Source organism: Mediterraneibacter faecis, assembly GCF_055383675.1.
Window position 1 is genome coordinate 1,820,780 of the sequence record NZ_AP043803.1, and the last position, 13,076, is coordinate 1,833,855.

A 13,076-nucleotide genomic window follows, 5' to 3' on the forward strand; every position below is an offset into this window, starting at 1 on the left:
CCATCTCCTTCCTGCATCCAGTTGGATGCCACTCATTTTCTCTATAAAAAACAAGATGTCCAATTGGACATCCCGGCTACTTTTCATCCTCTTTCTGCTCTGCTTCTAATGCAATTTTCACTCTGTCACTTCCCAGTTTGTAGTAGGCATCTGTTACCTCAATTCCCACTGCACGATAACCTGTCATAACCGCTGCAAGGACAGTTGTTCCTGCTCCGACAAACGGGTCCAGGATCAGCCCTCTCGGTTCACAAATCTGGATAACATCTTTCATAAGCTGCAACGGTTTCTCTGTCACATGAATCCGGTTCTGCGGATTGCCATATCGGAAGACGCCCGGCAGACAAGATACCGGACGGTTGATCGGCATCGGTCCGTTACTGCCCCACACAATATATTCAGCCTGCTGGCGGAAACGGCCTTTCTGTGGACGGGAGTTTCCCTTATCCCACACCGCTGTTCCTCGCCAGATCCATCCTGCCCACTGCAATGCATCGGTAATCGATGGATACTGACGCCAGTCAATGAACAGACAGATCGGAGCACCTTTCTTGCAGGCTTTCCGCACATCATAGAGCCATTCAGCCATCCAGTGCGTCCAAGATCTCTGGTCTTTGTTATCCCCATCGAAATCCGGAAGTGCATTGGCAGCACTCATACTGCTGTATTTCTGATTTGTAGTACGATTTCTTTCATTCTGTTTTGTTCCACCGGATGCATACGGCGGATCGGTAATAACTGCATCAAAGATTCCCGGCTGGAATGCTTTGACCAGTTTTAATGTATCTCCATGTAATATTTTCCAGTTTTCCCCTTCAGTATATTCCTCCGGGTATGTTCCCTCTTTCATAAGTTCTTCCAAACTCAGGCCATTTGTCATAGGCATCATCCTTTCTTTTCTCAGCGTTCCGGCTGATTTTTCTTCTTTGTCTTTTTATTTTCTTTGGGCGGCGGACTCAACTCAGTTTCTACATATTCGCTGATAATCAAAAGTGCTTTGTAATAGTCCCCACTTTCCAATACCCTTTTACGCATTTCTTTTGCTTCTGCTGTCTGTTTATTCTTTTTCAAAAGAGTTGAGGCATCGCCCATAATGGAAAAAATATTCCCATCATGTCCAAGGAGCTGTAACTTGGGACGTTGTTTCTCAGGCTTTGTCGGAATCTGCTCTGTTTTCTTTTCATACATTTTCGGCTGTTCCATATTAGGATGCCAAAAATGCACATTCATCGTTCCACCATCTACCTTGATATCCCTCTGTTCAAATCCTTCACCCCACCCGTCACTGTACTGCCCTGTAATGTATTCGGTGAATTCCTGTAGTTCTTCCTGACTTAAAAATTCATTTAATTCCAGTTTGGTACAGCCGTACAGGATTCCGTCTTTGTTTTCTATCGTAACAACTGCACTTTGTATCTTTTCCTGAATGGACTCACTTCCGTCAAAATACTGCATGAGATCATCTTCCCCATAGCGTTCCAGTTCTTCTCGGATGACTTCTTCATAATCGGCAAGTTCTGTTCCATCTAATGGCATTCCATATTCATCACTCTCCGACCACTCTTCTTCCCATTCGGATTCTTCTGAATAAAGATTTCCAGTCAGCTCCGTCAACAGATGTACGTGCATCGTTCCTTTTTCTTCCATTCTCTATCACCTTCTTTCTAATGGTCTGTCCCTGCATTTATTTGTCTGCTTTTTTTCTTTCGCAAGGTCTGCATAATCTGCCCCTTCTTTTTCCGGCAGATTGCAAATAATCTGATACGTTCCCTCGTAATGTTTTTTCATCTGTTCTTTCGCCCATCTCCCGGCAAAGTCATTATCGGTGCAGATTTCAATTTCTTTGATTTCCGGATGGTTCTTCAGAAACTCTTCCAGTGCATCCGGCAGCTTTTTAAAACGTTCACTCTGTATCTGTGTGTTTTCTTTCGGAGCAGCGATTCCTCCAAGGGAAAGACGATATTTATCCCTCTTTCCTTCTTCCAGTGTCATGTGGGCCAGTGCATCAATACACGCTTCATATACGACAACTCGTTTTGTTTCTCTTTCAGGTGGAATACAAAAGCTGTACTTTTTTTCACTCCCGGTCTGCTCCATCTTGAATCCTTTCCCGTTTTTTTCATAGATTCCTCGCAGGAATGCATATCTTGCTTTTCCGGATTCATCTTTTCCAACAAAAACAGCGTTATGGTACGGGACACTTTCATAAAGGATTTCATGCGAAATGCAATACGTGATCACTTCATCGCTGATTCCTCTGTGGTTTAAATAAGCCCTGATTCGTCTGCAATTACAATATCTCTCCGGCAGCTTAAAGGGTGGTTTTTCCTTTTTCGCAGACTGTGTCGGAATAAAAGACGGACTCTCTTCGCACAACAGTTTTACGGCATCTGTAAATTTCATTCCATCTACTTCAATCAGGAACCGCAGTGCGGACACGCCACCGATATCTCTGGATTTCCAATGCCATTTGCTGGACAGTTCATTGATTTTAAAACTGTCATGGTCCGTCAACTGCCATTCATTTCTGGTTCTTGTCTTTTGCAACCGCTGTGCCTGATGCGTCCGCAAATACTCATACGCAGTCATATTTTTTGCTGCCTGAATCTCTTCTTCCGTTACCCAGGGCATTACAGAATTGCATCCTGAAGATCCAGTACCTTATCCGTCCGCTCCCAAGGAAACTCCTTTCTTCCAAAATGACCAAAAACTGCCGTCTGCCGGAAAATCGGACGGTTCAGTCGAAGGGATTCCATGATCTGAACAGGTGTCACTCCAAACACCAGTGGGATTGCTGCCGCCAGACAATCATCCGCACACACTTTCCCTGTATCAAAGGTATCCACCTCAATCATAACCGGCTCTGCTACTCCGATTGCATAAGCCAGAGACACCTGACACTTGCTTGCAAACTCAGCAGCTACTATATTTTTTGCGATATACCTTGCCATATAAGCTGCCGAACGGTCTACTTTCGAACAGTCCTTTCCTGAAAATGCACCGCCGCCATGCGGAACCATACTTCCATAAGTATCCACCATCAGCTTTCTTCCGGTCAGTCCGGTATCTGCATCAAACCCTCCACACACAAATTTTCCTGACGGATTGATCAGAATCTTCGTATCCTCATCCGGCGGCAGTAATCTGAGTGCTGAGCGAAGCACTTTCTCTCTGATTTCGGCATCTAACTTCTTCAGGCTCTTTTCTGCACCATGCTGGCAGGAAACAACAACACTTTCCAGTCTCACTGGCTTTCCATCTTCATATTCTACGGTTACCTGTGCTTTTCCATCCGAAAAGATATCTTTGATATATCCGCTTCTTCTGCAAGCCGAAAGTTCACGTGTGATCCGGTGTGCCAGAACAGTCGGCATTGGCATAAGCTGCGGAGTATCATCACACGCATATCCGACCATAACACCCTGATCTCCAGCTCCCCTGCTTCTATCTCTTAATTTTGCGCCGATATTATCCCGAAATTCTTTCGACACACTCACTGCTTTCGCAATATCTGGACTCTGCTGGTGTACAAACGTATCCATTTCTATCCCATCTGTACAATATCCACACTCTTCTAAAACTTTTCGGATCACATCAAACACTGGTGGTTCATATCCGCTGGTGATTTCTCCTGCTACAAACACATTTCCTCTTGTAGCAAGGACTTCACACGCCACTCTCGAAGATGGATCGTAACGCAGACATTCATCTAAGATTGCATCTGCTATCTGATCGCATACTTTGTCTGGGTGTCCTTCTGTTACTGATTCTGCTGTATAAAAACGTCTCATCATTCTTCTCCTTATATACAGACAGGGCAGAAGCTGCTTTATGCACATCTCCTGCCCTGTCAGATTGGTTTATCCTGTAATTCTTATTTTATTTTTCTTCTGTTTCTTTTTTGTTGTCTGTCATTTTTGACTTCTTTCTGCGGTATACAGTCACTCCTGTAGCTGTTCCAGCAGATGCCAGTGCAAGCAGAACAAACGCCCATATTTTCTGGTTATCACCTGTTTTTGGTGCATTTGTTTTTTCTGTTGTTTTCTCCGGTGTTCTGGCATCTTTCATTTCTACTTTCTGGACTTCCATTGTATCTTTCAATGTAAATGTGACATCTTCCGCAATCTCGTAACCATCCGGTGCTGTGATCTCACGCAGAGTAAGTTCTTCATTGACTGGGAGTTTTTCAACGGAATGTGGTTTTCCATCTGTAATCCACTCTTCCAGAACAGTTCCGTCTTTGCGGATAATCTGAAGCTTTGCCCCTTCCAGTTCTTTTCCGGTTGTAAGGTCTGTTTTTGAAATTTCCACTTTGGAATATTCATCTTTCATCTCAACCTTTGTCACACTGCCATCTTCTTTGACTTCAAACATCACATCGCTGGCAGACACATAGCCATCTTCATAAGGAGCCAGTTCCTCATGTAAGGTATAACTTCCTTCCGGCAGTCCGTAAATGACATGTTCTTCCTTACTGCTTACCCATTCTTCCACAACATTTCCGTCTTTATCAATGACCTGCAGTTTGGCTCCTTCCAGCTCATTTCCGGTAGTTGCATCTGTTTTTGTAATGCGTGTTTCTGTCGGCTGATTCTCAACTTCTTTGTTCAGTTCAATCTTTGCAAGATTCTGATTTTCGTAAGTTGCATCTACATTCCATACTTCCTCATTTGGAAGATATCCAGCTTTTCTGACTTCCTCTTTGACATAGTATTTTCCATGTGGAAGATCACTGTCGAAAGTAAGTGTTCCCTTTGCATCCGTTGCTTTCTTTTCCAGCAAGGTGTCTTTCTCTACGAGAACCTCTCCCTGATTAGAAAGAATATCTTCTGCAGCATACAGTCCAAAAATAACACCTTCCAGCTTTTCGCCTGTGACAGAATCTTTCTTTTCTACTGATACGAAAACTTTCTGTCTTTCATTTTTATAGGTAACGCCTTCATAAACAACTGCCTGTGTATCATCCTCTGCTGTCAGGGTAAATTCTTTCTGTTCTGTATTTAGGACAAAATTCTCTCCTGCTACAACTTCTTTCAGATAATACGTTCCCAGTGGCAGATTGTTGATAACTGCTGTTCCATTTTCATCTGTAGTCAGTTTGGCTACCAGGTCATCTTTCTCATATCGGACAACTGGATTTCCTGCTTCGTCCTTTGCTCCGTCCGGTGAATAGATGGTATCTTTGGCATATATTTCGAATTCAGCGCCTTCTACTCCGGTTTCTTCATATTTAAAGCCTTTATAAATACCTGTTTCTTCTTTTCCAGATACGGCATTTCTTACTTTTGAAACCAGTGCTTTTACTTTTGCCAGAACAGAATCTCCGGTTACTTCGGTAAGCTGTTCTCCCTTTTTCGTCAGGAGCAGGCTTCCTACCTGTTCATCGTTTTTCTGTTCTACCTCTACAATCGCAGCTCCTGTATCTGGATCAATCTGATGTGCAGTGTTTGAGGATACTGTAATTACAATACCACTCTGTGGATTTTCTTTATATGTTCCTTTTGTAGTCTGTTCTAATGGTGAAATAATCGTTGTTCCATCATACAGGGACTCCTCGCTTCCCTGTCTTACAAATCCTTCCGGTGCTTTCACTTCTTCGATTCGGTAGGTAGAGCACTTCAGTTCCTGCGGTGTGATCAGATATCCTTCCTCGTTTGTTTCGAATACACTGATCTTTTCTTTCTTCGGATACTGAACAACCTGTTCCACATATTTCTTATTTGTCACATCGTAAATCTTATAAGAAGCACCAGCCTTTAAAACAGTATTTCCAGTCTGTGCATCCTTCTTTACAATTTTCAGCAAAAATTCAAACGGGCGGTCATCAAATACTCTCCACTGCATTGGCTCTCTGCTGTCATTTTCCACATTTACAACAAATGGATCAATGGTTTTCAAATTCTCAGGGGTAGTACTTTCCACTACAACATAACTTCCATACGGCAGTTCCGGGCTGACTGCATATCCTTTTGTATCAGTGATCAGTTCTGGTACTGGTACGGCTGTTCCATTCTCGTAAGTAACTGCAACCTGCTCTTTGCTGAAGTCATAATTTTTGAAATCGCTTGCTGTATAGCTTTCTCCATTGGCTGGCTTCAGTTTTCCATTTTTTACCTGTGTCAGGTCGCTGATCAGATATACCTTAAATCCTGCTCCTGCAACCAGGTCTGTTTCTGTCTGCTCTCCATCTTCACTGATTTTGATTAACTGGAATGCCTGTTTCTTTACCTGCTCTTTTACCGTAAGGTCTCTTGTCACTTCGGCAACATCCTGACCTTCATAAGTTACTGATACCTCGTATTTGGTAGTATCCAGTGTATATCCTTCCGGTGGAGTGATCTCTTTTACATACATTTCTCCAAGGTATAATTCTGAAAATTCCAGTGTTCCGTCATCTCCGATGACTCCCTGTGCAATCAGGCTGTCCTGTTTATACAGAACCCCTGTTGTGCCATCCGGATGCACGATGTCCTCTTTTGCATACAGACCATACACAGCACCACGAAGAACACTGTCCCCCTGCGCTTTAAATGCAAGTGTTTCTTTATCGATCTTTGCGATTTTCACCTTTCCGGTGACTCTCTCATCTGTTGCTGTTACAGTCATTGTCTTTCCGGCAGTAACAGCCACTTTATATACTTCTGTATTCAGTTTGTATCCTGTCGGAGCAGTGATCTCTTTCACGTACACTGTTTTCAGTGCAGAATCAAAATAATCGCTGACTGCTTTTCCGTCTGTTCCGGTTGCTGACATTGTCATCAGCAGATTTTCACACTTCTTATCAGTATAAATACCATAAACTGCTCCTGACAGTGGATTCTGTGTATTGACATCTTTCTTCATAAGTTCAATGCGTGTCATATTCAGCCACTGTACACTGAAGCTTACCGGCGCTGCTGTTTCGCTTTCAAATACACCGATATCCTGCTTGGAATCTCCGGTTGTCAACACCAGTGTTCTCCATGTCTTTCCGACAGAACCATATAAGTTGCCGGAAGCATAACTGCCTGTCAGTAATAAATCTGCGGACAGATAGAATGTATCTCCACCATAAATCTGGATTTTTCCATTTGTAACACTTGTTCCTTTGGAAAGATTATGTGCTGTCACATTTTCTGGTACACTCAGTGTCACATAGTTTCTGTGATCTCCAGACAGTGTGATATTTGGTGTTTTCTGGATGTTTCCATCCCGTACTGCATTCAGCTTTGTGCTTGAAAGGCTCAGTTCACCTTTTGGCGGTTCTTCCTGTCCAAACAGATAATTGATATATGCGATAACCCCTGCATTTACAAGGTCATTATAATTACACCCTGTAAATCCGGCTTCTCCTGCATAAGCATAGCTGGCTGCAATGTGTGTATACACATACTTTTCATCTTCCGTTTTTCCAGACAGATAACTTCCTGTCAGATTTCCTGCCCCGCCATAACCATAATAAAGGACTTTCTGCAGATTTTTATTGCTGTCCAGTACCTGTGCTACATAACTTCCACTCGGTGGGGATGCTTTCTGGGACTGAAGGCAGTATGCAATTTTTCCATTGACTGTAAACAGGCAAGTAAGATAATTTCCAATATAACTTGGATAATAAATAGTTCTCCCCTTTGTCAATGTAACTGTGGAACCGCTGCTTGTAGCTCTTTCAGCCGCAGACAATACCATCACATTTCCCTCTTCGATGTCCTCTTTCAGTTCTTTGATTGCCTGTGCAGATGCATCTTCTTCGGATGTTTCAATTTCTACATCTGTGTAGTTCTGCACAGGCGAATCCGAATCATCTTCAGATTCTGTATCTGACTTCTGTTTCTCTCCACCATTTTCTTCGGAATGTGCCTGTCCTTCGGTATCCGTCAGAGTCACTTTACGGGTGATGGTATAGCTGTCACTCTTATCTTTTGGAACGACCATATAAGTGGCAATATATGTTCCTGCTTTGTCTGAATGATACTCTCCACCATTCTCATCTTTGATACTTACAAGCGTAACATCTTCTTTTTCTGCATCATAATGGATTCCTTCCATACTGGTTTCCACTGCAAATGTATCATCTGAAACTGCTTTTGTGATATCATCTGCTGTAACTGATGTATCTTTCTGGCTTGTTACCGCCTGTTCAGATGCCTGTACTTCCGTCTGCTGTTCCGAGCCTGTCTGTTCGGCCGCAAACGCATTCGCACTGCTCAAGGTACTGATGCCCATCAGGACAGCCAGTCCAAAAGCAGCAATTCTGGTCTTTAATTTTCTAACCTTCATGTGCTTTTCCTTCCTATTATAAATAGATTTTTTCAGTAAAATACCGCAGAAGATGTTTCCTCTGCGGTACGTTTTATCTTGCATATCGATTTTTTTCTTTTTTTACTTCCTGTCTGGTACGTTTTACCGCTTCCATGACAGACTCCGTTGGAATCTGGTTATCCTTACATCCTTCCAGAATTCCATCCAGATAAAATTTCGATGGCTTTGCCGGAACATCTTTGTGCGGAGCGTTCATCATATATACAAACACTTCTTTCTCCACACCATCCTGATTTTTTACCCGAATCGATTCTTTCCCATAAAAACTTGGGAATCCTTCATAAAAATCCAGACTCTTCTCACACGCTTCTGTGATTTTCCATAAGACTCCTTCGACATAGCTTCCTTTTTCCGGCAGAACCGTTGCTACCCCATTGCCCGGAGCCCTTCCCCGAAATGCCAGCCGATAATTTTCAAGCCGGACGTTTTCCACAACTTCCGCAGCCGGACACCTGTACTTCATCTGCTCCAGATTCATGTTGCTGCCATAAGCGAAGTAATATCTATCTTTCATTTTTTCTCACCTCTATCTGACTCCTTCTGTCCTTTGATTTTTCTTCAGACACTCATACGTGCTTTTATCATATCTCCACGCAAGATCACCATCCAGATTTGCCAGCAGATGTTTTCGAACATTTTTATATTCGTCTCCAATTAACCCAAGTCTCAATAAAAATGTACGAAATGTAAATGCCGGGTTTTCTGATATCAGTGTCTTTTTCATCTGTGTCGATCTCTGATTGATTGCCTGTGCGGAAATGGCTAATGCCAGTGTAATATTTGCTCTCACCTTTCCTGCATGTAGTGTGCTTTCAAAACAACGCCATTCCAAAGTTCCCTTGGAAAACACAGCATGAAGATTCAGAGCATAATAACGGGTATGATCATAATGGGTATGACTTCCATCCCTGCCTCCATACCAGACATTTCTTACTCGGTCCATTGTGATTGATTTATTTGGTATTTTTCGGATTTTCTCCAATACCTCCGGTCGCACCCTCTGACAATAACTATTTGCTCTTCTCTCCTGCACTTTCAGTGCTTTGAACAGGATATCTTCCTTTGCATACATAATTGTCAGTGCATTTTTCAGACTCTGCGGTGTATGATTCGATGCATCTACATGAACATGCTGACCACAGGACTCATTTACAAAACCTCCATGCTGTCGCAGACATCGTACTACTTCCTGTAACTTTCCCATTTCATCATAGGATAATTTCGGTGATACCATTTCTGTTGAATATTCTCCACCTGCGTCTACAATTCGACCGTATACTTTCCGTTGTGTATAAATGCTCCCATCAGACATAAATTTCCACTTTTTTCCTTCCAGATCTATCACTGACCAGACTCCATAAGTAGTGCCGTCATAATATGCTTCTGTTCCAAACATTTCAGCAACAACTTCTGCAGCACGTTGTCTGGTAATCCCTGTCATTTCGATTTCTGTGCCAAAGTATTGGTCTTTTATTCCGATCATGCCTAATGGATTCCTTTCTCAGACACTTTCTGTGTGTTAAGTTCGGAGTCTGCCTTTTGTAACAATCTGCCAATTGCCTCGATAACATTGACAGTTACTCCGTTTCCAGCCTGTTTATAAAGCTGTGCGTCAGAAGTGCTGTCTATGATCTTATCAATCTGCCAGTCGTAATAACCCTGCAGTCGCAGACATTCCCTCGGAACTAACCTTCTTATTCTGCCGTGATACAAGATGCCATGACGATCGGTTGCAGTAATTGTAAACATCGGTTCTTCGGGTTCTTTCATACGTCTGCCGTTCTGACGAACATTCTCTTTTGCTGGTGTTAAGACTGCTCTTGCTCCATCCTCTGCTAATACACCAGAACATTCTCCTTTGTATTTGTGGACACCGCATTGTCTGGTATTCAGGCTTCTGCATTCTTCCGTTACCACCGGCGGAGGTGAAAGATCGACAAAGTGCAGCGTTCCCTGTTGAACACCTGTTGTCAGGGTATGTGCGATCTGGTGTCCGACTCTTCCTCTCCTGCTGTTGAGATTCGCATAACCCAGATCGATGCTGTCCCCTTCTCTTGCAAGTTTGTAGCCGAGCTTTGTATTCTCTTTGATTGGAACACCTACATCATATAATCCTGTCTTGCCGCCCATTCCACCTGCCTGTGATGTCAGGGTACAGCTTAGTCCTTTGGGACTGTAGACTCTTTTCCCCTGACTTCCTGCCCGGACTTGAACAAGAGCTGCTCCATTTGTTTCTGGTTCAGGTAATACTTTTCCGGCACATCGGAAATCAAAATATCCGACAATATACACCCGTTTTCTTGCTTGGGGGACTCCGAAATCCTTGCTGTTAAGCACTTTCCATTCGACATGGTACCCCAGTTCAGAAAGCGTACTGAGGATGGTGCAAAACGTCCGGCCTTTGTCATGCGATAACAAACCGGGAACATTTTCAAGGATAAAATACGAGGGTCTTTTAGCTTCAAGAATCCGGGCAATTTCAAAAAAGAGAGTTCCTCTTGCATCTGCAAATCCTTCTCGCTTTCCGGCGATAGAGAATGCCTGGCAAGGAAATCCTGCACAGAGTAAATCAAAATCTGGCATTCGTTCTGGTTCGATTGTTCTTGCGTCATTACAATACCACTCCCCTTCCGTATCAAACAGCAATCGGTAGTTCTTATCCGCATAAGTATCCACCTCGCAATGTCCGACACAGACAAAGTTTCCTGCCCGTCTTAAGCCTTCACGAAATCCCCCGATTCCGCTAAAGAGATCAAAAAATTGAATGGTTGCGGCTATCAACCTCCTTTTTGCTGATAAAAACAGGCGGCATGATCTCTCATACCGCCCTTCGTTATTCTGTATCAATTGGTTACCATTCTGTTGGTTCTTCTGCTTTGGATTCTTCCGGATCAGTCTCTCCTTCTGGTTCAGTTTCCTCTTCCGGTTCACTTTCCCCTTCTGGTTTGTTTTCCTCTTTCGGTTCACTTTCTCCATCCGGTTCGGCTTCCTCTTCTGGTTCACTTTCCCTTTCCGGCTCAGTTCTTTCTTCCGGTTGAGTTTCTTCTGTTCCCAATTCTCCAGTTGTCTGTTCGGATTCTTCAGGCTGCTCTTTGCTTTGCCATTCGACCTCTACCTTTTCCAGTGCTTCTTCTATAATCTGAATTAAGAAGTCTTTCTGTTTCATGTGTTTCTTTCCGATGACTACTTTTAATCTCTGGAATAATTCCTCTGATACCTGTACTGCTACTGTTCTTACTGCTCCCATGCTTATTTCTCCTTTTCCTTCCACTCTGTTGAAATGTTCTTCAATGACCTGTTGTAAAAATTTTTGTGTGCTGCTTTCTGTGAGTTCAATCTCTTCTCTTACTTTCTCATGTAAGTCCATCGGGATCTTTCCGCAGATATTTTTCATCTCTGCCATAACCTTTCTCCTTTCACTTTTGCTACACACAACATACTCCAAAGCCGCATGGAAAGCTATTCACAATACCCACCAAAGATATCGATGCATTTCTTGCCTTACCCCTAGCAGATCCAACAATGTATGTATCGTGCAATCATAGGCCTCACCCCCTTTACAAATTTTCCATTTGAGATAGAAAATCCATCATCTGATCTGGTATTTCTTCCGATGATGGTTTCGTTTTCAATTGTTCCGTAGTGCCACATATTCCTAATTCCCGAACACTTTCTTTTATCGTCTTTTGAATGACTTCTTCCATCCATTTCCGATCCTCTTTTTCCAGAATTGCCTGAACCAGATACTGGCTTTTCTGCCCTTCTGGAACACTTTGAAATTTCTCCCATGCCCTCTGGTGTTCTGGATTTTTCAGGTTCGGGCGGAACGAATATACCGGGCGTGTCATCTCGTCCACATCTGCTCTACAATCCGTTCATACCCTGTTGCGTTGGCATGGACGTCCTCTATAAAAACGGGGCGGCAAATCGCGTCCTGTGCGGTCACGTGGCGTTTTAAAATTGCGGAGCCTCCCCCCATAAATACGGTGGGTACTGCCCGGAGATCAAACCCGGATTCTGTCACCGCAGACAGTATTCTTTCTATATATTTCCGTCCGTTTTCCTGTATGATCCGTCTGGCCTCCTCTGCCATACTGCAAGATTCCCTCCGAAGCACACGCTCAATTTGAGTTTCTGTCACAGACAGTCCGGTATTTCTACGCACTTGTTCTGCTGTCTCATCAATACATCGGATTACTCCAAGTTCCAGACTTCTGCACGTTGCTGCATTCGGAACAGCATTGTCCAGCCTCATAAGGTCAACGGTCCAGCCACCAATATCAACAAGCAGAACAGACGGTTCATTCTTCAGATACTCTGGATGCAGAGCAAGCGCAGAGTATCCCTGTGGGAACAGTTTCACATCTTTTATTGTTATCTCATATAACTCACTTTCATATAAAAATCGCACTGGCTGCTCTTTCCGCAACAGATACTCCCTGAATCCCTGTTTCTCTCTTCCAAAACTTGAAAGCGGAAGTCCAACAGCCAGAATTACCTCTGTCTTTCGTTCCGCTTTCCGATGCTTGATTTCTTCTGCAATGGCTGCCAACGTCAGCAGATAATAATTATCATTGGACGTTTTATTTTTTACCAGCGTCTGTCTTCCCGTACCGCAGACATAATACTTTCCTTGATATTGCAGAACATTCTGCATGGTATACGGCTCGTAATCATACCCAATAATTCCACTTGGGAAAGACACTTGTCTTGTTTTAATGGCATAATAGCCATGATCAATTCCTATGATTATCGCAATCACATCCTTTCATTTTTTC

General features: G+C 43.2%; 11 protein-coding genes. All 11 read right to left on the reverse strand.

All coding sequences use genetic code 11. The features are described 5' to 3' along the window. Positions 1–76 precede the first annotated feature (76 nt). The 11 genes from ACZ47Z_RS08595 to ACZ47Z_RS08645 all read right to left on the reverse strand — a co-directional run bounded on the left by ACZ47Z_RS08595 (position 77) and on the right by ACZ47Z_RS08645 (position 13,051). Positions 77–880: a DNA-methyltransferase gene (locus ACZ47Z_RS08595; protein ID WP_226793175.1), complete on the reverse strand. Its 804-nt coding sequence runs from the start codon at positions 878–880 to the stop codon at positions 77–79. A 20-nt stretch (positions 881–900) separates the two neighbouring features. Next, on the reverse strand, positions 901–1,647 hold the full coding sequence (locus tag ACZ47Z_RS08600; RefSeq protein WP_007884619.1) for a hypothetical protein: 747 nt from the start codon (positions 1,645–1,647) through the stop codon (positions 901–903). A gap of 6 nt (positions 1,648–1,653) precedes the next feature. Beyond that, positions 1,654–2,631 (reverse strand): DUF3991 and TOPRIM domain-containing protein, encoded by a 978-nt coding sequence (locus ACZ47Z_RS08605; RefSeq protein ID WP_006426986.1) that lies wholly within the window; start codon positions 2,629–2,631, stop codon positions 1,654–1,656. After that, positions 2,631–3,791, reverse strand: coding sequence for a methionine adenosyltransferase (metK, locus tag ACZ47Z_RS08610; protein ID WP_167528845.1), 1,161 nt, complete (start codon positions 3,789–3,791; stop codon positions 2,631–2,633). The genes ACZ47Z_RS08605 and metK overlap by 1 nt, the downstream gene beginning before the upstream one ends. A gap of 88 nt (positions 3,792–3,879) precedes the next feature. Continuing rightward, on the reverse strand, positions 3,880–8,256 hold the full coding sequence (locus tag ACZ47Z_RS08615) for a SpaA isopeptide-forming pilin-related protein (RefSeq protein ID WP_117718716.1): 4,377 nt from the start codon (positions 8,254–8,256) through the stop codon (positions 3,880–3,882). Positions 8,257–8,329: 73 nt separating this feature from the next. Further along, positions 8,330–8,812: a gamma-glutamylcyclotransferase family protein gene (locus ACZ47Z_RS08620; protein ID WP_006426989.1), complete on the reverse strand. Its 483-nt coding sequence runs from the start codon at positions 8,810–8,812 to the stop codon at positions 8,330–8,332. Positions 8,813–8,824: 12 nt separating this feature from the next. Beyond that, positions 8,825–9,781: an amidoligase family protein gene (locus ACZ47Z_RS08625; protein WP_006426990.1), complete on the reverse strand. Its 957-nt coding sequence runs from the start codon at positions 9,779–9,781 to the stop codon at positions 8,825–8,827. A gap of 2 nt (positions 9,782–9,783) precedes the next feature. Next, on the reverse strand, positions 9,784–11,079 hold the full coding sequence (dcm, locus tag ACZ47Z_RS08630; protein ID WP_055247004.1) for a DNA (cytosine-5-)-methyltransferase: 1,296 nt from the start codon (positions 11,077–11,079) through the stop codon (positions 9,784–9,786). A 70-nt stretch (positions 11,080–11,149) separates the two neighbouring features. Further along, positions 11,150–11,701 (reverse strand): hypothetical protein, encoded by a 552-nt coding sequence (locus ACZ47Z_RS08635; protein ID WP_007884604.1) that lies wholly within the window; start codon positions 11,699–11,701, stop codon positions 11,150–11,152. A gap of 154 nt (positions 11,702–11,855) precedes the next feature. Further along, positions 11,856–12,146 (reverse strand): hypothetical protein, encoded by a 291-nt coding sequence (locus tag ACZ47Z_RS08640; RefSeq protein ID WP_006426993.1) that lies wholly within the window; start codon positions 12,144–12,146, stop codon positions 11,856–11,858. Beyond that, positions 12,143–13,051, reverse strand: a complete 909-nt coding sequence (locus ACZ47Z_RS08645; protein ID WP_044912250.1) for a ParM/StbA family protein — start codon at positions 13,049–13,051, stop codon at positions 12,143–12,145. The genes ACZ47Z_RS08640 and ACZ47Z_RS08645 overlap by 4 nt, the downstream gene beginning before the upstream one ends. Between the last annotated feature and the right edge of the window lie 25 nt (positions 13,052–13,076).